The organism is Qipengyuania sp. HL-TH1 (assembly GCF_036365825.1).
In the GTDB taxonomy this organism is placed as follows: Bacteria; Pseudomonadota; Alphaproteobacteria; order Sphingomonadales; family Sphingomonadaceae; genus Qipengyuania; species Qipengyuania profunda.
Genome location: NZ_CP142675.1, coordinates 2,193,948 through 2,217,331, shown reverse-complemented (window position 1 = coordinate 2,217,331; position 23,384 = coordinate 2,193,948). Strand labels below are relative to the sequence as shown.

The 23,384-nt window shown below is 64.0% G+C and carries 20 protein-coding genes and 1 pseudogene; 18 read left to right on the top strand and 3 right to left on the bottom strand.

Translation table 11 applies throughout. The features are described 5' to 3' along the window. Positions 1-4 precede the first annotated feature (4 nt). The 5 genes from VWN43_RS11475 to VWN43_RS11455 all read left to right on the top strand — a co-directional run bounded on the left by VWN43_RS11475 (position 5) and on the right by VWN43_RS11455 (position 6,922). Positions 5-2,095, top strand: a complete 2,091-nt coding sequence (locus tag VWN43_RS11475; RefSeq protein ID WP_320181630.1) for a M1 aminopeptidase family protein — start codon at positions 5-7, stop codon at positions 2,093-2,095. A 168-nt stretch (positions 2,096-2,263) separates the two neighbouring features. Continuing rightward, a complete protein-coding gene (locus tag VWN43_RS11470; protein ID WP_320181631.1) occupies positions 2,264-3,691 on the top strand; it encodes an efflux transporter outer membrane subunit in 1,428 nt (475 codons plus the stop codon). After that, complete coding sequence (locus VWN43_RS11465) at positions 3,688-5,004, top strand: efflux RND transporter periplasmic adaptor subunit (RefSeq protein ID WP_320181632.1); 1,317 nt, start codon at positions 3,688-3,690, stop codon at positions 5,002-5,004. Before VWN43_RS11470 ends, VWN43_RS11465 begins: the two co-directional genes overlap by 4 nt. Beyond that, entirely contained in the window at positions 5,001-5,720 is a 720-nt protein-coding gene (locus VWN43_RS11460; RefSeq protein ID WP_320181633.1) for an ABC transporter ATP-binding protein, read from the top strand. Before VWN43_RS11465 ends, VWN43_RS11460 begins: the two co-directional genes overlap by 4 nt. Next, on the top strand, positions 5,720-6,922 hold the full coding sequence (locus VWN43_RS11455) for an ABC transporter permease (protein WP_320181634.1): 1,203 nt from the start codon (positions 5,720-5,722) through the stop codon (positions 6,920-6,922). Before VWN43_RS11460 ends, VWN43_RS11455 begins: the two co-directional genes overlap by 1 nt. Positions 6,923-7,331: 409 nt before the next feature. On the opposite strand, the pseudogene VWN43_RS11450 reads toward VWN43_RS11455, so the two are convergent. Next, positions 7,332-7,655 (bottom strand): annotated as a pseudogene (locus VWN43_RS11450) (transposase); the annotation flags it as partial. Between the two features lie 250 nt (positions 7,656-7,905). Here VWN43_RS11450 and VWN43_RS16350 point away from each other — a divergent pair. From VWN43_RS16350 to VWN43_RS11410, 8 genes are all read left to right on the top strand, one after another. After that, positions 7,906-8,145: a hypothetical protein gene (locus VWN43_RS16350; protein ID WP_320181636.1), complete on the top strand. Its 240-nt coding sequence runs from the start codon at positions 7,906-7,908 to the stop codon at positions 8,143-8,145. Positions 8,146-8,735: 590 nt separating this feature from the next. Beyond that, entirely contained in the window at positions 8,736-9,281 is a 546-nt protein-coding gene (locus VWN43_RS11440) for a class I SAM-dependent methyltransferase (protein ID WP_320182085.1), read from the top strand. Positions 9,282-9,406: 125 nt separating this feature from the next. Beyond that, positions 9,407-9,928 (top strand): hypothetical protein, encoded by a 522-nt coding sequence (locus VWN43_RS11435; RefSeq protein WP_320181637.1) that lies wholly within the window; start codon positions 9,407-9,409, stop codon positions 9,926-9,928. Between the two features lie 212 nt (positions 9,929-10,140). Further along, positions 10,141-10,356 (top strand): Rid family hydrolase, encoded by a 216-nt coding sequence (locus VWN43_RS11430; protein WP_320181638.1) that lies wholly within the window; start codon positions 10,141-10,143, stop codon positions 10,354-10,356. A gap of 93 nt (positions 10,357-10,449) precedes the next feature. After that, the gene (locus tag VWN43_RS11425) at positions 10,450-10,878 is read left to right on the top strand and encodes a thermonuclease family protein (protein WP_320181639.1); all 429 of its coding nucleotides are present in this window, start codon (positions 10,450-10,452) and stop codon (positions 10,876-10,878) included. A 161-nt stretch (positions 10,879-11,039) separates the two neighbouring features. Beyond that, on the top strand, positions 11,040-11,258 hold the full coding sequence (locus tag VWN43_RS11420) for a hypothetical protein (RefSeq protein ID WP_320181640.1): 219 nt from the start codon (positions 11,040-11,042) through the stop codon (positions 11,256-11,258). A 7-nt stretch (positions 11,259-11,265) separates the two neighbouring features. After that, positions 11,266-12,597, top strand: coding sequence for a DUF4365 domain-containing protein (locus tag VWN43_RS11415; RefSeq protein ID WP_330767343.1), 1,332 nt, complete (start codon positions 11,266-11,268; stop codon positions 12,595-12,597). Beyond that, a complete protein-coding gene (locus VWN43_RS11410; RefSeq protein WP_320181643.1) occupies positions 12,594-14,051 on the top strand; it encodes an argonaute/piwi family protein in 1,458 nt (485 codons plus the stop codon). The genes VWN43_RS11415 and VWN43_RS11410 overlap by 4 nt, the downstream gene beginning before the upstream one ends. Before the next feature lie 377 nt (positions 14,052-14,428). Here the strand turns inward: VWN43_RS11410 and VWN43_RS11405 are convergent, their stop codons facing one another. Next, entirely contained in the window at positions 14,429-15,418 is a 990-nt protein-coding gene (locus VWN43_RS11405) for a helix-turn-helix transcriptional regulator (protein WP_320181644.1), read from the bottom strand. A 61-nt stretch (positions 15,419-15,479) separates the two neighbouring features. On the opposite strand from VWN43_RS11405, the gene VWN43_RS11400 reads away from it, so the two are divergent. From VWN43_RS11400 to VWN43_RS11385, 4 genes are all read left to right on the top strand, one after another. Further along, positions 15,480-18,806, top strand: coding sequence for a TM0106 family RecB-like putative nuclease (locus VWN43_RS11400; RefSeq protein WP_320181645.1), 3,327 nt, complete (start codon positions 15,480-15,482; stop codon positions 18,804-18,806). 107 nt (positions 18,807-18,913) lie between these two features. Further along, on the top strand, positions 18,914-19,117 hold the full coding sequence (locus VWN43_RS11395) for a hypothetical protein (protein ID WP_320181646.1): 204 nt from the start codon (positions 18,914-18,916) through the stop codon (positions 19,115-19,117). A gap of 60 nt (positions 19,118-19,177) precedes the next feature. Further along, entirely contained in the window at positions 19,178-20,716 is a 1,539-nt protein-coding gene (locus VWN43_RS11390; RefSeq protein ID WP_320181647.1) for a phospholipase effector Tle1 domain-containing protein, read from the top strand. A 614-nt stretch (positions 20,717-21,330) separates the two neighbouring features. Beyond that, the gene (locus VWN43_RS11385) at positions 21,331-21,963 is read left to right on the top strand and encodes a sensor histidine kinase family protein (protein WP_320181648.1); all 633 of its coding nucleotides are present in this window, start codon (positions 21,331-21,333) and stop codon (positions 21,961-21,963) included. Positions 21,964-21,967: 4 nt separating this feature from the next. Here the strand turns inward: VWN43_RS11385 and VWN43_RS11380 are convergent, their stop codons facing one another. Then, on the bottom strand, positions 21,968-22,258 hold the full coding sequence (locus VWN43_RS11380) for a helix-turn-helix domain-containing protein (protein WP_320181649.1): 291 nt from the start codon (positions 22,256-22,258) through the stop codon (positions 21,968-21,970). Positions 22,259-22,460: 202 nt separating this feature from the next. Here VWN43_RS11380 and VWN43_RS11375 point away from each other — a divergent pair, with 202 nt between their 5' ends. After that, positions 22,461-23,192 carry a ribonuclease H-like domain-containing protein gene (locus VWN43_RS11375; RefSeq protein ID WP_320181650.1) on the top strand — a complete coding sequence of 244 codons (732 nt, stop codon included), beginning with the start codon at positions 22,461-22,463 and terminating at the stop codon, positions 23,190-23,192. The last annotated feature ends 192 nt before the right edge of the window (positions 23,193-23,384 follow it).

Below are 23,384 nucleotides of genomic sequence, written 5' to 3'. Positions count from 1 at the left end.
TTGCTTGGCCATATTCCTGCTGCTCGGTGTCGCGCAGCGCAGCGTCTACGGCTATCCGGTGAGCACCGGGCCCATCACCCTGCTGCAGGTCGTGTCGGATATTGCCCCGCTTGCGGCGATCTTTTGCGCCCTTCTTATCTTGCCGAAGGGATTGCGCGGCGAAGGGGCGCAGCGGCTTTGGTCATTCTTGCGAAAATGCTTACTCTTGGCTGCGGTTTTGCTCGCGCTCACCCTTGCCGTCGCCGCGATCGGCCTGCTTTGGGTCGGCGCCGATATAGGCCCGTTCTTCAGGCCCGCTGCCCTTTTGGGACTGACAGCGGACCTGCTGCTCGAAGTCTGTCTGGCGCAACTGGCGCTACTGGTGTTCGCGCGGCGATGGTTGGCCGTTCTGGTAGTCGTCCTGTATATCGCGCTGGTCGTGTTGGTCGGACAGCCGACCGGGTGGGTGCAGTGGATCGGCTTCGGCACCACCCCCGATCAGCGGATTACCACGTTCGACCCCTGGCCCGTGGGATCTGCGGCCGCCTGGGTCGCCCGAGCGTATTGGCTGGCCCTTCTGGCTGCCCTGGCGGCGCTGATATTTGCGGCGCGTGGCGCGTGTGACCGCAGATCGCGGGTTCTTGGCCTGGCGGCCGGCATGGTCTTCGCCCTGGTCGGTCTCACGTTCGGCTTCGGGCTCCATGCCACGATGGCAGGGCAGCGCGCACGGGTCCCCGCTGCTACGGCGGACCTGCCCCCGGGCGTCAAATCGGAAGGCGCGCGGCTGACCATGACACGATTCGCCGCGGCCGTCGATTTGCAGGACCCAGCGAAACCGATCACGATCGAAGGTACGGTGCGGCTGGTCAATCAAACCGCCGCACCAATGAACCGCATTCTTCTCGAAAAAGCGCCGCTGCTCCAGATTACGGCAATTTCCGCACCGGGCGGCAAGCGTATCTGGCGTTCGCCCGACCGGCGGCTCGTATCGATCGCAACTGATCAGGCGATCGAGCCGGGTGCCAAGGTCACTGTGCGCTATTCCGCGCGGATCGGGCGCTCCGGAACAGGGCTGCCGGCCGCATGGACGACATCCTTCGCACGTGGCACGTTTCTTACGCCGGCGCTCCTGGTCCCGATGCCGCGAAGCGCGGCCTGCGCGATTCCCGACGATGACGACAAGCCGAGATGCGGAGCCGGTGAAAACTACCTGCTCGGGGATCGTGCGGGCGGGACGCTTACCGCGTCGCTGCCTCAGGGATGGGTGCTCGCCGATGGCCGGACGTCGGGGAACGGGCGGTTTGCGCTGTCGGTGTCGCCGAGCCAGTATGGCAACTTTCTCGTCGCCGCCGCTCCTTTCGCTGTGACAGGCTTCGATCGCGGGCAAGGCTGCCCGCCATTGAAAATTTATCTGGCTCCGGGCTCGCGCCAGGCGCCCGGTATCCTGGCGCGCGTCTTCTGCGAAGAATGGCGGGCGCTGGCCCGCGATTTCGACATCGGCGGGACGAGCCCGTTTTGGATCGCGGAAGTGCCCGAGACGATCGCGCTCGGCCAGTCTTACTTATCCGGCATCGCGTTGAGCGACCATCTTCTCGATGAAGGCGCGGACAGCGCCGTATTGCGCCATGTGCTTGCACATGAAATCGCGCACCGCATCTGGGGTTACGCCATCGCGCCAGAGAAGCAACCCGGACAGCAATTGGTGCTCGAAGCGATTCCGCAATATCTCGCATTCACCAATCACGCCGACGAGGCGGCCGCATCCGGGCAGGTCGAGCGGCTCGCCGGAGCTCGCCAGGATCAGGGCGGCCGGCGGACAAGCACCGACGGGCTATGGCGCTCGACCAATCTTGCCGACGCCTATCTGGCGCAGCCGCGCGCGCTTCTCCGGTCGGACTTGCGAGGCGGTACGAGCATACGCAGCGTGCTAGCCGACCAGTATCGCAGCGGGGCTTTCCGCGGCCGACAGTCCGCCAATCCGGAACGCATAATCGCCGACGTGCTGGCGCGGCTGCCGGCCGCGGAAGGGGACTTACTCGCCAACGAACTTGGCTTCGACAAGCCTGCAATATCTCGCGGAAATGTACCACGCCCACCGCGTGGCGCGGGAGACTGAACGCGTGAACGGCAACAATCTCTATCAATTCCCATGGGGTGATCTTGTGCGGGGTCGCCCCAAAGGGGGCGTGTAGCCGGTCGAATGTCATTGGTTTCGTGTGGATAGGGAATTATACGTCGCCAGCGACCAAGACATATGTGTCAACGACTTGAAGGGGATCCGGGTTTGCTGCCGATTAAAGCGGTCATTACCTTCGTAACGCTAGCCTCGACGGGTCTCACCGGCTGTGCAGGCATGGGCGGCCGCCCGGCGCCGGCCGCGCGGATCGCGGTGCCTTCCGACTGGTCGGTTCCCACTCCGCCGGTCGCAACGGATCCGGTGCAATACTGGACGCTTCTGGGCGATCCGCAACTCGACCGCTTAGTGGCGCAGGCCCTCGAAAATAACCGCGATGTCATACAAGCCGCCGCGCGCGTCGCGCTAGCAAGGGCGTCGGTGCGCGCCAGTCGCGCCAATTATCTGCCGCAGATCGGGGCCAGTGCGGGCGTGCAGCGCGACGTCGGCGATTTTGCCGATACCGATCTGCAATTCTCGGGCGGCGCGGACGCCCAGTGGGAGATCGACCTGTTCGGCCGGATCGGCCGGGATGTCGCCGCCTCGCGCGCGGACTTGCTCGCGGCAGGGTACAGCCTGGCGGATCTTCAGCGGCTGGTCGTCGGACAGGTCGCGCAGACGACCGTGTCTGCTCGCGCTCTCGCCACGCAGCTCGCGATCGCGCGCGATACGCTGGGCATTCAGGACGAGAACCTGCAGATCGCCGAGTGGCGATTGCAGGCCGGTCTGGTATCCAGCCTGGATGTGGAACAGGCCCGCGCCCAGCGCGCGCAGACTGCGGCCACGATCCCTGCGCTCGAGCGCGACCTGGCGCAGGCTGCGAATGCCATTTCGGTGCTTATCGCGGAGCCGCCGGGGCGTGTTCGTGCGGAGCTCGAGGCAGCGGGAACGGGCATTCCCACGCCTCCCGAGATCGCGGGTTTCCAAGCGCCGGCCGAGGTGCTGCGGCGGCGCCCGGACGTGCGGCAGGCGGAGGCGACCCTGATCGCCGATACCGCGCGAATCGATGTCGCGCGCGCGCAACTGCTCCCGCTGCTAAGGCTGACAGGCAATATCGGCACCGCCTCCTTCGGGGAGGACGGCCTGTTCGACATCATCACCGGCGGCCTGTTCGCCGGGGTCAGCCAACTCATCTTCGACGGCGGGCGCACGCGCGCCCAGATCGACAACGCCGAGGCGCGTGCGCAGGGCTCGCTGGCCGCCTGGGAGCAGACGATCCTCACCGCGCTGGCCGATGTCGAGAGCGCGGATGTCGCGTTGCGCAAGGCGCGCGAGCGGGTGGCGGCGCTCGCGATTGCGCTGGACGCGACCGATGCCGCCGCGATCCTGGCGCGCAGCCAGTATCAGGCCGGGCTGATCGACTTCCAGAAGCTGCTGACGGCGGAAAATCAGCTGCTTGCGGCGCGCAATGCGCTGGCTGCCGCCAACGCGGAGCGGGCCAATGCCTTCGTGTCGCTGCAACAGGCGGTCGGCGGGGGATGGGATACGGGCGCGCTGCGTGGAGCAGCGGGCGACATGGACGGGGATATCACGCGATGAACGAGGTTGCCGCCGACAAGGGGCCGGACCAGATCGAGGAATTCCTCGGCACGAAATCGCGCCCGCGCTGGCGTCGCTGGATGAAGTATTGGTTGCCGGCGCTGATCGTGCTGACTCTGGTCCTCGCCGTCTCGACCTGTTCGGGCGATGGGGACAAGCCGGAATATATTTCCGAACCGGTTATCGAACGCTCGCTCGATCTCACGGTCACCGCCACCGGCAATCTGCGCCCCACCAATCAGGTCCAGGTGGGGTCCGAGGTGTCGGGGCGGATCGATCGCATCCTCGTGGACGTCAACGAACGGGTGGCGCGCGGGCAGGTGCTGGCGCAGATCAATACCGACGTGATCGAGGATCAGATCCGGCAGGCACAGGCCAATCTCAATGCGGCCAGGGCACAGGTCGCGCAGGCGCGGGCCACGCTTGACGTGGACGTGGCGCAGCTCGATCGGCTGCGGGGCGTCTACGAAGTATCGGGCGGCAAGGTGCCCTCGCGCGTCGAGCTCGAGCAGGCGGATGCCGCCGTGAAGCGGGACCGCGCGGCCGTCGCCTCCGCCAACGCCAACGTCCGCGCCGCCGAGGCCCAGCTTTCCACCGCGCTCACCAGCCGCAGCCGCGCGGTCATCCGCTCCCCAGTTTCGGGCATGGTGCTGGCGCGACAGGTGGAGCCCGGCCAGACGGTGGCGGCAAGCTTCAACACACCGACGCTGTTCATCATTGCCGAGGACCTCGCTGTGATGCAGCTTCGCGTCGATATCGACGAGGCCGATGTGGGGCAGGTGGAAGAGGGTCAGAAGGCGACCTTCACCGTGGATGCCTATCCCGGACGGCGCTTCCCCGCGCAGGTGGAGCGGATCGACCAGGCCTCGACCAATACCGCGGTCACCGCGACGCAGCAGGCGTCTTCCGCTGCGGGCGCCTCGGCTTCGGTCGTGAATTACGAGGCCCGCCTCTCCGTCGCCAACCCGCAAGGGCTGCTGCGCCCCGGAATGACCGCGACCGCCACGATCGCCACGCAAAGCACCGGCAAACGCATGCTGGTCCCGAACAGCGCGCTTCGCTTTCAGCCCGATGCGGAGGAGAAAGAAGAAGGCGGCGTGCTCAACCCCAAGATCGGACTCCAGCAGAACGAGCAGCAGGCGACCATCGGCGTGGGCAGCCGTCAGCGGGTACAGGTGATCCAAGACGATGGCACCCTCAAGCCCGTCGAGGTGGTCACGGGCGAGAGCGACGGACGCTTGACCGTGGTAACCTCGAAAGAACTGAAGCCGGGAATGAAGGTGGTCACCGGCAAGAAGGCGACCGAAACGTGAGCCAAGACGCCCCCCTCATCGAACTGGCGGACATCACCAAGACCTTCGGCGAGGGTTCTGCGGCGTTTCAGGCACTCAAGGGTGTAGATCTCGTCATCGAGCGAGGCGATTTCGTCGCGGTCATGGGCCCCTCGGGTTCCGGCAAGTCGACGACGATGAATATCCTCGGTTGCCTCGATGTCCCGACCAGCGGCGTCTTCAGGTTTCGCGGTGTCGAGGTGCAGTCGCTCTCCCGCGATGAGCGCAGCCTGCTGAGGCGGCGCTACCTCGGCTTCGTGTTCCAGGGTTTCAACCTGCTCGCGCGTACCACGGCGATCGAGAACGTCGAACTGCCGCTGCTCTATCGTGGGGAGAAGAAGGCCGTCCGCCGCGAAGCCGCACTGCGCGCGCTGGATCAGGTGGGCCTCGTGCCCTGGGCGGATCACACTCCGGCAGAGCTCTCGGGCGGGCAGCAGCAGCGCGTCGCCATCGCCCGTGCGCTGGTGACGGAGCCCGATGTGCTGTTGGCGGATGAGCCCACCGGCAACCTCGATACCGAGCGGTCCATCGAGATCATGGAGCTCCTGTCTCGCCTGAACGCGGAAGGGATCACGATTCTCCTGGTGACGCACGAACCCGAAATGGCCGCCTTCGCGCGCACGATCGTCCATTTCCGCGATGGGCTCGTCGAACGCATAGAGCGCAATCAGGGTGCCGCCGCGGTGGAGCCAGCCTGATGTTCGGCGCGACGCTTCTGCTCGCATTTCGCGAGATCCGGCGACATCTGCTGCGCTCCTTCCTTACCACGCTCGGCATCATCATCGGCGTCGCCGCAGTCATTACCATGGTGACGCTCGGCAACGGCGTCACCGCCTCGGTCCAGGAGGATATCTCCTCGCTTGGCTCCAACGTCTTCATCATCTCCCCGGTCAGCGGCGACCGCGATTTCCCACGCCCCTTCGAACAGGCCGATGCCGATGCGGTCGAGCAGCAGATCGCCGGCGTCGACGTGGCGGCGGGCAGCGTCTCGAGCAGCGCGACCGCGATTCACAACGGGCAGGATTGGTCCACTTCCGTGCAGGGCGTGGACAACGATTTCCTCCGCGCGCAGTCGATCGACGTGACCGATGGGCGCGCCTTCACCGCCGAGGAGATGGCGGCGGGCAAGGACGTTTGTCTTGTCGGAACCAAGATCGTCGCGGCCATCTTCGTCGCCGGAAGCAGTCCTCTGGGCGAGAAAATGCGCGTCAACCAGGTCTCCTGCACAGTCGTGGGCGTGCTGGAGGAGCGCGGCGAGGGCGGCGGCGGCCCGAATTCCGATCAGGACAACACCGTGATGATGCCGCTAAAGACGGTGCAACGCCGCTTCACCGGCAGCGACGACCTGCAATATTTCGTCGTGAAATACGATGCCGCCTATTCTAGCACCTCTATTCAGGAGGCATTGATCGGCCTCCTGCGCGAGCGACGCCTGCTGCAGGACGGCGCGAACAATGATTTCAACATCATCGATACCGCCCAGATCAATCAGGCGATCGGTAGTGCCACCGGCGCGCTGACCGCGATGGTGGCGGTGATTGCCGGCATCAGCTTGCTGGTGGGGGGCATCGGCATCATGAACATTATGCTGGTATCGGTGACCGAGCGCACCCGCGAGATCGGCATTCGTCTCGCAATCGGTGCCCTTTCACGCGAAGTCCGCCTGCAATTTCTCACCGAAGCGATCGTTCTGTGCTGCCTGGGTGGACTGGTGGGCATCTTCCTCGCATTGTTGCTCTCCTGGGGCCTTGCCGGGGTTATCGACGTGCCCTTTGTCTTCGACCCGGTCATCAACCTCCTGAGTTTCCTCTTCTCTGCGGTCATGGGTATCGCCTTCGGCTACTATCCAGCCGCGCGCGCCTCCCGTCTCGATCCGATCGAAGCGCTTCGGCACGAATGACCCGCGCCAGTCCAAGGACTACGCAGATACGATACCCTGGCCTATTTTCGGATTGATAGGCCGGGGCATTTGCTTAAAAGCCCCAATCGAACGAATTCGTGAATGGCGTAAGCTTCGGTAATGCGCCGGTCGGTTACGTCGGCGAACACTTCGTTATCTTCGCTAGCGCCATGAACACCGTCTTTTCGCGCATATACTCGCCCATCGTTTGGGCGCTGAACTTCGATTCGCGAACGATCTTTGAAAGCGCCTCATAGAACAGTTCATCGTCGAGCGGCTGGACATATGCCAGATTGCAACGTTTGGGTGGCTGTCCATCGCTTCTTACATTTTGCGATCCTTTTGTTCTCTTCTAAGTTCGTTCCTTCAGACAAATCGAATGAAACTGCGAAGGGCGAACGTATGCGATTTATTTGGCGGCGGCGAGGTTGAGGAAGCTCTCGAAGGAGAGGACGGTCTTGTCATATCGGGTGGCGATACGCCGTTGCTTTTTGAGCTTGCCGAAGATGCGCTCGACGCGGCTGCGATCCCGGTATCGGCGATAATCGGGATGCTTTGGCACCTTGCGGTTTGAGCGGGGTGGGATGATCGGCAGGATACCCCGGATCAGCAGGCTTTCGCGGAAGCGATCCCCGTCATAGCCACTGTCTGCCAACAGCGCCTTGGGCGTAGCGACGGGAATTTGCATCAATGGCTCAGCGGCGGTGTAGTCGGATCCCTCCCCACCGGTTAAAGTGGGACGCTCCGGACTGGGCCTCGAAGCCATATGGCGGCTGACAAGTCTTCGGTTCAATTCTGAGGGGCAGGCTCGAAATGCGAACGCTTCGCGCCTTGATTCGAGAACACCGCCACTTTGCGCTGGCGCTTTTCTTGCTGGCGTTCTGCATCAAGGCTGTGATCCCTGCGGGCTTCATGGTTTCCGCGTCCAGCGACACGCTCTCACTGTTTCGATCTGCTCCGATGCGACAAGTGGCCTCAAGCAAATGCAGTTGGTCATTCCCGGCAAGCCGAGCGGCAGCAAACATTCCGACAGCGCAGCTAAGGCCAGCCATTGCGCCTTCTCCGGGCTTGCTCAGGCTGCGCTCGGCGGTGCCGACGCGTCGCTGCTTGCGCTCGCCTTTGCCCTCATTCTCATACTCGGCCTTGCTCCAACGCAGCACCTGCCGTTCTGGCAAACCTCCTATCTTCGTCCGCCTCTGCGCGGTCCCCCGGCGACTGTCTGACATTCTGACCTGATGCTTTTGGCGAAACCGCGTGCGAGCACGCGCACGCCAATTCTGAGTCATCGCTTGGTCGTCTCCGCGCTCTTTTGCCGATTCTGAAGGAGCGCCTGCGCATCTCCATTACAGACATTTCAACGGGGCAATTCCGATGAATAGACTTCTCACATCTTCGGCCCTGGCGCTTGCGCTGGCTGCTATCCCCGTCGCTGCTCACGCCAGTGAGGGCGACAATCAAGAAGCCAACTGTTGTCATAGAGATGATATCACATTACGTCAAAGTGACTGTTGCCGTTCTGGCAGTGTGAGACTTGTGTGATGCTTTGGGGTGACGCGACAGAACATGACAAACCATGCATCTTTCAGCACGTCCGGTTTCTTTGACCGGGAGATGGCCGAGGCCTATGACCAGCGGAACAGCGGCTTGCAGCCCATAGCGGATTCGCTGCACTTTCCGATGGGACTGGTGCTGGACCGGCTGCCGGAACAGGCCCGTATCCTGCGCGTCGGCGTCGGAACAGGGGCAGATATACTTGCCTTGGCCAACGATCGCCCAAGGATGGACATTCACCGGCGTCGACCCTTCGGCAGAGATGCTAGAGGTTGGCCGCAGAAGGCTGAAGGATGCGGGCGTTCTTGACCGTTGCCGCCTTGTTCAGGGGCATGCCAGCGATGTGGCCGATACCGATTTCGATGCGGCCGTCAACCTTCTTGTCGCCCATTTCATCAAGGCGGACGAACGCCCCGCTTTCTACCGCGCCATACACGACAGGCTGAAGCCCGGTGGCTGTTTGCTAAGCGCCGAGATCAGTGCCGCCCTTGATGCCCCTGAATTTCCGACGATGCTCGAAAACTGGAAACAGGTGCAGAGATTGATGGGCGCATCCGACGAATCGCTCGCTCAGCTTGAAGGGATGCTTCGAACCACTCTCGGCGTCGTATCCCCCGCCGACACAGAAGCCCTGTGGCGCGGCGCCGGCTTCCCCTTGGCGGTCCCGTTCTTTCAGACATTCATCGTCCAGGGCTGGTATGCCCTCAGACCCATTGAGAAGGATAATTCACCTGAATTATTCAGCGGCGGCCATTCGGTCCATATGTCAGCGTTGTCCGCTTTGAAACAAACTACCGTCAGACGTTAGTGGCCGGCATGAGGGCGCCAAGCGGCTGCGGGCGTGAGAGTAGACTTTTTTAGAATGAAAGGAGGTGGCTCTCTGGAAGAGAGCGGAAAAGGGCACGCGATCCCCGCGGCCTATGGAGACTTGAAATGACTGAGACCGAACAACAGAAGCGCATCGCCAACTACCTCGCCGCCTTTGCACACCTGCTGGGTGGTCAGCCCGGACGCTTCACTGAATTCCGAAACAAGGTGGACATCATGCTGAGCGGGTCGGCTCCACACGCTTTCGGCCTGATGCAGTTCGCTTCCCGGGTTCAGACAACCGGCCGCCCGCTCATCTGGGTTCATCAGTCTGCAGAGTGCCCGACGGTTCCGCAAATCGGCTTGGTCGTACAGATGGGAGGGGGGATGCACTACATTGAGAGCTGCATGCTCTGCCTGACTGGCGAAGACGACCGCGCGACCCTTGTACCAGACGGTTTCAATCTGGGCGCGTACAGGTTCGACGATGGGCTCGAACTACACCACATTACCGAAGCACCGGCTTCGACCTTCGAGGCGGCAGATGGCGACATGGTGAGGGCCTACAACCGACTTATCGCGATCCAGGCCGAGCAGTGGGAGCGGGGTGACACCTTCGACCTGCCTCATCTCGCTCAGGCGGCCTAAATCTCATGGTGCGCCGGATCGTCCATTGGCGATCCGGCATCGCCACTCAGGAGCTATCTTCGTTGGTCGACTGCCCTGAGCATAACGGTTTTGGCGCGAATAACTTAACGCTTCGTCACCGGCGAAGGTTAACGGCAGCAACGGATCGGTTAAGCATTGACCGGTTGCAACTTACGCAATGCGCGATTGGTCGCATTAAAGCAGGCTAGATTATGAAGTCCGTGCTGGCGGCAGCCGGCTGCGCCCTCGACGACGTCATCGACGTCACCACCTTCCATACCGATCCCGAGGCCCAATTCGATACGGTGATGAAGGTGCGAGCGGAGGAGATCGGCGAGGCTCCATATCCCAATTGGACGGCGGTCGGCGTCAACTGGCTCGCCGGCTTCGACTTCGAGATAAAGGTCGTTGCGCGTATTCCCTCATGACCTGGCGAAGGAGGCGCTAGATCCGCCGAGGGAAGCCCTGACGGTTTCGCGATCCGCCATGGCTATTTCGTGACTGTCCGCTAGTCTGACGCAATGAGCCTGCTCCTACTCGCAGCATCGGTCGTCGCAGCCGGTCAGACCTTCGAATGCACACCCGTCGCCGTCTGGGACGGCGACGGACCGATCTGGTGCGAGGAAGGCCCGCGCATCCGGCTGTCGGGCATCGCGGCTCGCGAGATGAACGGCTCCTGTTCGCCCGGACATCCGTGCCCGGACACCGACCCGGTGACGGCGCGTGATGCCCTGGTGTCGCTCGTCGGTGAACCGATAGGCCGACTACGTCATGGTCACGTCGCGGTGGTGGGCCCGACCATGACCTGCCTGTCCGTCGGAGGCGCGGGCGGCGATCGGACGGCAGCCTGGTGCGTATCCCCCAAGGGCGGCGACCTGTCCTGCGCGATGGTCAGCGGCGGCCACGCCGCGCGATGGGACCGCTACTGGCGCGATCACGTCTGTCGTTAAAGGATCCGGAAGACATCCATCGACGTCCGCTTCACTGGTTGCCTTCCGCCGATCACTTCTTCGCGATGGCCTGCGCGTCGTGGCTTCCGATGGCAAAAGCTCCTGGCGCACCGTGTAGCTGAATCGAGTCGACGCCCATCGTCGAACAGAACGAAATCGTGATGGCGGAGGTGAACCAGAGCGAGAAGCAGCTCACCGTGAAGAGCAACCTGCGCGGCTCGGTCCAGAACGTCGTCGTGCGTTCGTTGACGTCAGACAAGAACCTCGCCACGTTGCTGCAGAAGGAACACCGCCAGGCGATGGTTATTCTGACCAACAATTTCCAGGACATCCCTAAGTCGGGCGAAGGGCTCGACTTAAACGTGATCGAGGTCGACTAAAGTCACGATGACGAAGAACATCACGGACAACCAGATAACGGGAGAGATCGGCGAAAACGAGGTCCGCGGGCGCTTCCTCACGATGGGTTGGCAGTTCGACTGCCGATCAAGGCTCGAGGCCGGGATCGACGGCATAGCGGAAGTCATGAACGACGGTCAGCCCATGGCCCGCATGATCGCCGTGCAGATAAAGTCCACCAAGGAAGGAAGATACACGTCCGAGACCGACAGCGGCTTCACCTATCTTCTTCGCCCCGGAGACGTGGCCTACTGGAAAGGCTCGAACCTTCCCGTCATCGTCGTCTTCTACCGGCACTCCGACCACAGCTTCTACTGGAAGGAAGTGCCCCGTGAGGCGGACCCCGGAGACAGGCGGCTGAACATCGACAAGGCGGCCGACGTACTCGACGCCAGCACGGCCAACCGCCTGGCAGCCCTGACTGTTCCGAAGAAGGGTCTGGGATACTACGTCCCGCCTCTCGGGGGTGGCGAGGATGCGATCGTGAACATGCTTCCCGTCACCGTCCCCAGCGAGATGTTCATCGCATCGACGCCCTACAGCCACAAGCGTGCGCTCTCCATCATACTCGAAGCCGACGATCCAAAACGGTTCGACTGGATCATCTACGAAGGGGTGTTCTGGTCCTTCCACGATCCCCGGACCTCGTCGTGCATAGAGATAGTGGACGAAGACCAGGTCGAGGCGATCGATACCGCCGACCTCGCCTTCCACGACGACGTCGATGAACAGAACAAGTTCAGCTTTCTCCTACGGCAGGCACTGCGATATCAGACCGAGTCCGATCTGAACTGGGACAAGGAACATCGCGCGCTCTATTTCCGAGCTCATGACAGGAACACCCAGCGTACCTTCGCATACAAGTCGACGAAGAAGCACACCGATGCCGACGTGGTCAGCGTATTCATGGACAAGAACGACGAAAAGAGGGTCTCCTTCGTCCGCCACCATGCATTCATCCCGCGCTTCGAACTGATGGAGGACAGGTGGTACCTCATCGTGACGCCCACCTATCACTTCACGACCAACGGATTCTCGCCGCACCCATTCGCAGCCCCGCTGCTGTCGGGCAAGAAGCGGCTCGACAAGAGCGCAGCGCTGCGCGGCCAAGTCATCATGTGGCATCGCTACCTGACGGATGGTGACCGGATCGCCGAAAGGAACGAGATGGACCTCTTCGGTGGCGAAGAGCCTTCCGAGGCCTTCCTCAAGTTCGGGTCGCCGCCCTCGATACATCTGGACGTCCGCGTGCCCGAAGACGCCTGGGGAACGGAAAAGAAGAAGGATGACGCGCCTGAGGACGAAGGGCTGTTCGGATGACCTTCAAGACACGCATATTCGAGGAGCCGGAACTGGAATTCGGCGACCACCACCATCACCAGGATCCTCGCCTAGGCTTGGCGGAGGCGGGACCGCTCCAGACCTACCTCGGCGACGTGATCAAGATCGGTGTCGTCGGCAGCTCGAAGACCGTCGAGGACACCCGCACGTTCCTCACGACCGTGAGCAGCGGCGTGGAGGGCAAGTCCGACAAGCACCCGAACATGCATCCACCATTCCCCGGCCTCGGCAACCAGAGCCCCTACAAGGCCCGGTTCGAGATAGAGGAAGGCGCCACCGCCGTCCTCACGAAGGCGAAGCTCGACAAGATTGCCAAGGAACCAGATCATCAACGCGCCGTCGAGATGGCCGTGGATGCGGTCATGCACGAGCTACAGGCGATGGAAGATGGCGGTAGCCGGCCCGACGTCGCGGTCATAGCCATGCCGGTCAAGCTGCTCGAGCGCGTCTGGAACGCGAAGGTGGACGCCCGGGGGACCACCGAGAAATCCGACAGCAGCGGATCGGATGCCCCGAACTTCCGCGGAATGCTTAAGGCAAAGGCCATGGCGCTCGGGTTCCCGATCCAGCTCGTCTGGGAAGACGTCATCGACGATAAGGTAAAGATCCCGCAGAAGATCAAGGAGAGCAAGGGACGCGACATCCAGGATCTTGCCGCACGGACTTGGAACCTCATGACCAGCCTCTACTACAAGGGGAGCGGACGGATTCCCTGGCGCCGAATGCCCCTAGAAGGGGAATATACCGCCTGCTACGTCGGGATAAGCTTCTATCGCGAAGCGGACGGGCAGCAGCTCTTCACCAGCGCGGCGCAGATGTTCGACGAACGTGGTCGCGGCTTCGTGCTCAAGGGTAGGCGAGCGCGGACCGAGAGCCGCGGCAGACACCCCTACATGGCACGTGAGGACGCCAAGGAGATCATCGAGAACGTCCTCGATGCCTACAAGGCGCACCACAAGACGCTACCCGCCAGGGTCTTCGTGCTGAAGACCTCGCGCTTCAAGGACGAAGAGGCTGACGGGATCATCGCCGCTCTCGACGAAGCGGGAACGGAGTTGAAGGATCTCGTCTGGGTGCAGGAATCCTACAACGCGCGCATCCTGCGGGACGGAAACTATCCAGTGCTTCGCGGGACGTTCGTCGACCTGCACGGGAAGGGACTGCTCTACACGAGCGGCAGTATGCCGTACTACGGCACCTATCCGGGTACATACGACCCGAACCCCCTGCTGCTCTGCCCCCATCCCAGCAGCGAGAGCACGGTGAGCCAACTCGCGGAAGAGGTGTTCTCGCTCACGAAGGTCAACTGGAACTCCACCCAGATGAACCAGCGCCTGCCGATACCGATCAGGGCGGCACGCAAGGTCGGCGAAGTCCTCAAATACGTCGAAACGGGGGAACTGGTCAGCGCAGACTATCGAAAGTACATATGACCTGGGCGGGATCCGGGCTCGGGTCTGCGCCTAACCGACGAATGCGACCAGTTGCCGGAACGCCCCGCGGAAGAAGAGAACGTAGCCGGTAATCACGAGGGCCCCGACAATGACCGCTTCAACTAACAAGAAGCGATCACTGCCTTCGTCTTCATACCTATCACGCATTGCGCGTCTCTAGCACGATCGCCATCCTTCAGAAATGGGATCTGACCGTCCGTCCGTCTGCCGGTCCAAGATGGATCAGATCAAAAGGCCTTCCGAGCCCTGCTCACGATCCCAACAGATCGGTTACGTGTTAGGTATCAGTATGATATTCTTGCACAATAACTCCGCCATATTGGAAAGGTGCGCAGACGCCTCGTTGAATCTCGATTTCATGGCAGCGCCTGGAACGGCCGCCGGGAGGAGTGGACCATCTCTCGCAGCTCGGCAGGCTGGAGCACCTCGACGTGCTCGCCCCACTGGTAGAGGAACCAACACATCTCCATGACGCCGCAGGCCCTGAAGCGCACGAGCAGCGAGCCTTCGCGTTCCCTTTCGAACGTCTGGGTCGGATGGAACATGAACCTCTCGGCGCGAGGCGCCGCCTCGGCGTCGAACCGCCAGACGACGTCGACCACCTTCCTCTCGTCGACGTAGGAGCCGAACCCGATCTCGGCATGCTTCCGCAGGTCGAAGTCGGCGTCCTGCTCGAAGGTATCGTCCAGGACCTCGATGTCGGAGATCGACTCCACCCGGAAATGCTGCAGTGGAGCCTTCGCACCCTTCTCGACGTCCTTCGCCACGAGATACCGGCGCACGCCCAGGAGCATGCCGTATGGCGCCACCGTCCGAACCGACGACCCTCCCTCGCGGCCGAGGTAACGCATCCGCACGAGGAACGGGCCCTTGAACGCCTCGACGAGCGCGGCATCCATCGAAGTATCGGTCTGAGGACGCGGGCCGGGCCGGGCCGCGTGGCCGAGAGCCTGCAGCAGGATCTCTTCGTCCACTTCGCGTCGTGCCCTGCCGGTGGCCGGCGTGAGGCTCCTGACCTTAGCCCGCAACTCCCTCAGCAACGAGGCCTGGCCGGGCAGGTCGCCTCTCTCGAGTTCGCCGATCGCCGTGCCCAGCGCCGCAAGTTCCTCCCCACTCGGCGTCAGCAACGGTGCGACGTGACGTGCGGGGATGATCCAGCGGCGCTGCCGATCCTCGTCGACCTCAATCTCGACCTGGGGGAACACCTCCTCGAGAGCGTCCGTCCAGCGCTGCGCCGTGCGATGCGAACAGGACTGTTCCCGACGGATGTCCTGCAAGGTGACCCCGCTGCGCCTGGTCGCGAGCATGGCTATCTTCAGCAGTTCCTTGGCCTTGACGAGGGACATAATTGGACCATGACATGTTCTGTCACCCTGCGCTAGTAGTAGGCAGGCTAGGAGAACACCGATGCAATCCATCGACGGCAGATTCCGACTTTCGGCTTCAGACCTCATGCGGTTCAAGGGATGTCGGCACGCGACGACCCTCGACTTGCGCAAGCTCGAGATCGGAGACCTCGAACCGGACGTGGACGGCGAGGAGGCCGCACTGCTCCAGGCACAGGGAGATGCGCACGAGCTGGCGTTCCTGGAACGACTGAAGGCCGACGGCCGCCAGGTCGTGGAGATCGAGACCAAGGGCCGCACGATAGAGGACTGTGTGGCATCAACGCTGGAGGCGATGCGCTCCGGCGCGGACGTGATCTTCCAGGGAGCGATGCTCGACGGTGTATGGGGAGGCTATTCGGACTTCCTGGAGAAGGTGGGAGCGCCTTCCGAGCTCGGCGAATGGTCCTACGAGGTCGTCGACACCAAGCTGAAACGCAGGCCCGACCCCAAGCACGTCCTCCAGCTGTGCCTCTACAGCGACATGCTCGCAGACATGCAGGGTCGTCCGCCGGAGCACGCCTACCTTGAACTCGGAGACGGTTCGCGCTTCACGGTGCGGCTCGACGAGGTATCGGCCTACGCTCGGCGGTCGCGGCGCATGCTCCAGCAGTTCATCGACGACCGCCCTGCGACGAGCCCCGAACCGGTAACGGCCTGTGCGCTGTGCCGCTGGAAGTCGCACTGCGAAGAGGTCTGGCGGGAGACGGACAGCCTCTCCCTCGTCGCGAACGCGACACGCTCGCAGCGGGACAAGCTGCGCGAGGCGGGGATCGGCACAATGACCGATCTCGCGCAGGCGACGACGCGCATACCGCGCATGACGACCGAGACGTGGGAGCGTCTGAGGACCCAGGCCGGGTTGCAGGTCGCCAGGCGCGCCGGCGGTGATCCGGATTTCGTTCTGCGCGACCAGGCCGACGGCCGCGGCTTCGACCTCCTTCCCGAACCCGACGAGGGCGACCTCTTCTACGACATCGAGGGCGATCCCTACTATCCGGATGGAGGACTGGAGTACCTGCACGGCATCTGGATGCTGAAGGACGGCGATTGGGACTTCGTGGACTTCTGGGCGCATGACCGATCAGAGGAGGCGAAGCTGACCCACGACCTCCTCGACTTCCTCTCCTCGCACATGCGTGCACACCCCAAGGCTCACATCTACCACTACGCCAACTACGAGATAGCGGCACTGCGACGGCTGACCTCTCAGCACAGGACCGGCGAGGCGGCGATGGACCAGCTCCAACGCGAACGCCGGTTCGTCGATCTCTTCAAGGTGGTGGCGGGCGGCCTGATCGCGTCCGAGAAGGGATACTCCATCAAGGACCTCGAGGCCTTCTACATGGCGAAGCGCGACGACGAGGTCGCGACCGCCGGCGCCAGCGTCGTCGCCTACGAGGAATGGCGAAGGACCCGGCGACAGGAGATCCTAGACGAGATCCGCGACTACAACCGCACCGACTGCATATCGACGAAGCTGCTGCGCGACTGGCTCGTGTCCGAAGTGCGCCCCGACGGCCCCTATCCCGTCTTCGGCGACACGCCGGGCCCGAAGGCCGACGAGAAGGTGCAAGCCGAGGAGGAGGAGGACGAGGCCCTGCGCGAGAGGCTGGTGCCGGTGGGCGTGAAGCTCGGCGAGGACGTCGCGACGCTCCTGCTCGACCTCAGTCGCTTCCACCAGAGGGAGGACAAGCCGGCCTATTGGGCGATCTTCGACAGGCTCGCCCAAGACAGCGAGGACCTCCTCGACGACCTGGAATGCCTGCAGGGGCTCGAAGCGACGGGTCCGGCCATAAAGGACAAGCGCTCGTTCGAACGCGAATACCGCTTTCCCGAGCAGGAGACGAAGCTTAGGGTCGGCAAGACCCCGTGCGTCAAGCCGGCCACGATGCCCGAGGGCATCAACCTGGTGGCCCTCGACGAGGAGGCCCGCACGGTCGTCCTGCGAAGATCGACGGCAAAGGGTCCGCTGCCAAACCGTCTCGACCTCCTCCCTCCGCGCCCCATCGACAACCGGATCGTCCGCAAGGCCATGGCCTCGACGACCGAGCGCATCATCGCGGGAGACCCTCGCGCCTCCGCAATCGTCGATCTCCTCTCCAAGACCCATCCCCGCATCGACGGCGTCGAACCGGGGGCCGCGATCGTCGCGGAGGGCGGGGACCTGGTCGAAGGGACCATCGAGGCCATCGGTGCGATGCGGGACACGGTCCTCGCGGTCCAGGGGCCTCCCGGCACGGGCAAGACCTACGTGTCGGCCAAGGCGATCGTCGCGCTGGTCGGGTCCGGCCGCCGCGTCGCCGTGTCGTCCAACAGCCACCGTGCCATCGGCAACCTGCTCAAGGGGGTGGCGGAGGAGGCCGAGGCCCAGGGCGTCGACTGCCGTATCGCGCAGAAGGTCTCGGATCCAACGGACGCCGGCGACCACCCCGCAGTGCAGGTCGTGAGGGACAACGAGGCGGCCGAGATCGCTGCGGCCGACGTGGTCGGGGCGACGTCGTGGCACTTCGCCCGATACGAGGATGCGGCGTTCGATCACTTGGTGATCGACGAGGCCGGGCAGGTGTCGCTCGCAAACGTGACGGCCATGTCGCGAGCGGCCCGCAACATCGTGCTGGTCGGCGATCCCATGCAGCTTCCGCAACCGATCCAGGGCGCCCATCCCGGCGAGAGCGGTCTCTCCAGCCTGGAATACCTGATCGGCGACCAACGCACGGTCCCCGCCGACAGGGGCATCTTCCTGCCGACCACGCGGCGACTCCACGACGACGTGTGCGCCTTCATCTCGCGAGCCGTCTACGAAGGACGGCTCGAGAACGACGACGCGGCTTCGGCGCAGTCGCTCGTCGGGCCCGACGGGACGGACCTCGCCGGAGCTCGGATCGTGGACGTCCGGCACGAGGGGCGTTCGCAGGTTTCGCCGGAGGAGGTCGAGCGCGTGCAGACGGAGATCGAGGCCGTCTCGGGCGCGCGATATGTTGATAGAAACGGCGAGCTGCACGTGGTCCGATCGGAGGACGTGATCGTGGTCGCCCCGTTCAACGCGCAGGTCAACGCCTTGAGGTCGGCCTTGGGCGCCGACGTCAAGGTCGGCACGGTCGATCTCTTCCAGGGGCAGGAGGCACCCGTGTGCATCGTCTCCATGACGACGTCGGACGGGGAGGAGATACCCCGGGGCGTGGAGTTCCTCTTCTCGCTCAACCGGATCAACGTGGCCGTGTCCCGTGCGAAGGTCGCGGCGCGGGTGATCGCGAGCCCGTCGCTGCTCGACACTCCGGTCCGCACAGTCGAGCAGATGAAGCTGGTCAACACCCTGTGCCTGCTCGAGGAACACGGCCAGCGATGATTGGATCGCTTCGAGGGTGACATGTTCCGACACCCTCGCGTGCGACAAGAGCGATGGCAGCCGAATCGGTCGGTCCGCCCGCCGGAAGCACGCGAAGGAGCAAGATCATGGCAGGAAGTCGTTACCGTAGCGCCAAGAGCGGCCGCTACGTCACCAACAAGCACGGAAAGAGCAGTCCGAGCACGACCGTGCGTGAGGCCGCGGGCAAGAGCGGAAGCACCGGCGGCGCATATCGCAGCGCCATCAGCGGCCGCTTCGTCACCGCCAAGCACGGGAAGAGCAGCCCGAGCACGACGGTGCGCGAGAAGTGATGCGGAGCGGGGACGGCTCGTCGGGCGGTCCCCGCACCAGCGTAGGAGGTCCATGACAGGATGACCCAGGACGAACTGGAACTGGAAAGCCACGACGCAGGAGAGAGGCGACCGCGGACGCGGCGTCTGGTGTTCTGCTTCGACGGGTCGTGGAACAAGTTGGATTCCAGCCAGCATCCCACCAACGTGGTGCTTCTGGCCGAGAGCGTGCCGCCGGTGGACCGGGACGGACGCGACCAGATCGTCTACTACGACGAGGGCGTCGGCACGGCGTCGGACGAAACCTTTCGAGGCGGAGCGTTCGGCAAGGGCCTCGTCGCGAACGTCCAGGAGGCCTACCGCTTCCTCATCTTCAACTATCGCCCCGGCGACGAGATATTCGTCTTCGGGTTCAGCCGCGGTGCCTTCACCGCGCGCACCTTCATCGGCTTCATCAAGTGCGCCGGGATCATCTCGGTCGCGGACGCCTCGCAGCTGAGGCGGGCGTGGGAGCTCTACGGCCTTCACGCCGACAGGGACGCGGACGAGCCCGAGGAACTGCTCGAATTCCGCCGCAGGCACTGCCCGACCTCCTGCGTCTCCGCTTCCGAACTCGCCTGGCGACGGCGCGACGATCCGGCGGCGGAGGTCGACATGGTCAAGGTGCGCTACTGCGGCGTGTGGGACACGGTCGGGTCGCTCGGCTGGAAGGTGGTGGCGGCGACCTTCGACCGGCACAAGGACAAGCGCTACACCGACCACGATACCCAGCTGTCCGACCTGGTCGAGGCGGGCAGGCACGCGGTCGCCATAGACGAGCGGCGGGTCCACTTCATGCCGACGATGTGGCGCAACGTGCGCGAGCTCAACGTGGCGGCGGGGCACGAGCCGTATTCGCCCGAGGCGCCCTACCAGCAGAAGTGGTTCGCGGGCGACCACGGTTCGGTCGGCGGCGGAGGGCCGGAGCGCGGCCTCTCGAACGCCGCGCTCCACTGGGTGCTAAAGGGTGCCGTGGAGATGGGGCTCGAGGTGGACCTCGAGGGACGTTCGCAGCTCGACGACATACGCTACCGCGCGGATGCGCCGCTGACCAACACGCCGGAACCCCTGGACGAGCGTCGCCTCTCGATCCGCAGGTCGGCGGGGAGGGCGCTCTCGGCGATCAAGGACCGGCTGCTCACCGCGGACCGGAGCGGACCTGCGGAGGTGGAGGACGTCCACCCCTCGGCGCTGCGTCGCTGGTTCATGCCGGGCCCGGCGCTCGGCGGAGCGGACTACCGCCCCGCTCCGCTCGCGCACCTGGAGGGGGCGATCGAGGCGCGACGGCACGACTTCGATCCTCCCGGCAAAGCGGAGCTCCCGACCTACGTCGTCGCGGCTGGCGAGAACCTGTGGCGCATAGCGCGCCGGATCCTGAGGGATCCGGATCGCCGGCAGGAGATATTCGCCCTCAATCGCGACCTCCTCGACGATCCCGGCGACATCTTTCCCGGTGACGTGCTCAGGATGCCGCGTGACGCCGCCGTCCTCTCCGACGAGGTGGCAGAGGCAGGACCCCGAGGTCCATGCCGACCTGGCGACGACGATCCCGAAGGTGCGCGCCCGAAGCCGTCGCCCTAACCAAACCATCCCGCCGAGGTTCGACCGAGCGGGCGCGACCGAGGGTTCCGGCGAATCAGGACGACGGACAGTCGGGCCCGAAGCCTGGGCTCGCCCCCCCGAGGCAGCGCCCATGCCCAGTGCGATCATCGCGCTCGTCCGATCCGGCCCCGCTCCAGTTCCTTCTCCAGCCAGGGGGCCTCGCCGCGCAGGACCGATCTGCGTCGCGTCTCTAGGTCAGGTTGTAGGAAGGCCGACGCGGATATCCAACGTGGTGTATGATGCCTCATCCCGCACCGGTCTCGAAGGGATCGCGTGTCCTCGAGCAGATGCACGTCATAGGGCATACGCGAATTCGACCTCCACCTGTCCGAGACGGCCCGCGCGGCGGCGGTGGGACGACTGCCGTCGCATCTCGTCGAGCTTCCCTATCTCCCCTCGTTGCTCCCGCCGGACACCAGGATCGCGGAGGTTGGAGCCATGGAGACTTGGCGACCCTGCTAAGAACCGACGTGACGACCCTGGTGTTCTCGATGGGATCGACCTCTCGCCGTGGAGATCACGACCACGGTCACGAACCCTCTTGCATGTAATACTTCAAAGTAGTAGAGGTGTCTTGTCGAGGAGGGAAACCGATGAACAGACGTCAAAGACGGACCCACGTGCGCGAAGGGCAGGCGGCCGATCTCATCCTGCGGGACGAGCAGCACCGCACCGCCAACGAGCTTTCGTCTGCGCTCGCCGCACTGCGGCTCACCTCCCGGCAGCACGGCGCCGGTGCGCTTCCACTGGTGGATTGCGCCATCGAGCGGCTGGAAGGCTACGTCGCTGTCAGACGGCTCCTCGTCGCCCCGGAAGCGCAGGGCTGCGAACTGGTCGAGCTTCTGCGCGAACTCAGCATCGCCATGGCCAGGGGCCGTCTGGTCGCCGGAGGTATCAGGGTCGTGACCAGCACGCTCCGCGTGCAGGTCGTGCCGAAGTTGGCCAGCGCCGTCCTGAGGCTCGCGCACGAGATGCTCACGAACGCGCTCAAGCACGGGACCCCGTCTGAGGAGATCGTCCTGTCGATGCGTGTCTCCCGCCGCCACCTGAGCCTCAAGTGCAGGAACCCGTGCGACGGTCCGCAGCCCACCTCGACCGGCAGGCGAGGCCTGCGAATCATGCGCGCGCTGTGTGAGGAGCGCGACGGCAGGTTCAGAACCAGTCGTTCGGAGGAAGGCTTTACGGCGATCGCGACGCTACCGCGCCTTCCCAGGCCCGACATCTGACGCGTCAACCTTCGCGGCGGACGTAGTCCCGGTTGCGCAGCTCGACGCTCGAGAGGTCCACCTCTTCGACGAGCGAGGACAACGAGACGTCCAGCGCCAGCGCAATGCGTGCCATCGTCCTCAGGTTCGGCACGGCCTTGCCGGCCTCGAGACGCCAGACGTGCGCCTGCGAGATGCCGACCCTGCGACCCAGCTCGGTCCCGTCGATCCCGGCAGCCCGGCGCAAGGTCGCCATGCGGGCACCGAACGACACGGCGAGCGGATCGTCGTCGGAGGTTTCGGTCTCCTTCGCCATGCCGCGTCCCTAACACCGCTTCAGGCGCAGCGGCAACAATGCCTGTCGGCGTTAGCCACGGCCACGACACCCTCCCCGTCCTCCAATCCCATCGGCACCCTGCTCGCCGACACGGTGCCTCTCGCCAGCGAAGACGAGGCGACGGGATCCCCGAGAGGAAACGGATTTGCGAGATCATTCAAGTATGGAAAAGGAACCGACGATGCCCGAAACGCACGACCGCTCGAGGCGGACACCCATCGACCTCTCGCGACCGCTCGGTCGGCTCGCCGTGTTCGACCTCGAGACGCGCGACGACGCCCTGCTGACCGGCTTGGGCACGAGCGCGAAGGCCGTCCGTCCATTCGTCCAGCGCATTGCCAGCTTCTCGCTCCTCACCGTGACCGAGCCGTCCATCGGACGCTGGGAGATCGGGGAACTCACGAGCCATCACGGCGACGAGACCGACATACTCGCCGCGATCGACGCGGCATTCGGAACGAACCCCACGCTCGTCACCTACAACGGCTCCCGTCACGACCTGCCGGTGATCCGCCGCAGGATCATGCGTCACCGCCGATACCGCCTCGAGGCCGCCCTGCGCGCTCCCCGCCTCCCCCATATAGACCTCTTCACGTTTCCCCACGTCCCGGCCGGTGGCCACCATGGCAGCCTGCAGGATCGATGTGCCGGGCTGGGGATCGACGCCAAGACCTACCTCGACGGCAGAGACGGCCGGTCGCGCATGGTGCTCAAGGGCGAGGTGGACTCGGTCGCGACGTTCCTGCTGCTTATCCACGAACTGGCGGCGCTGCGAATCGACGGGCAGGTCTGGGCGGCGGGAGTGCGGGCGCTGGAGCAGGCGGGTGGCGGTGAGTGGGCGCGCAGAAATCATCTGAGCGCGCTGATAGGCGGTGGGGTGCGCTGGGCAGGGGAACGAGGTAAGTCATCCTGAAAATTACATTTGACGATCTGCAAGTGTCCAGCCTATAAGCGGGTTTCGAAGCCATAATGACAGAAAAGAAAGTGTATAGAGGCCATAGGTGTTGGGACGCTCTGGGTAACAAGAGCTACCCCAAATCGAGTGATTACTATAGAATCTACATCAGTGCTGGATTCTCTATTGATACGTTGATGCTGTTTGCGG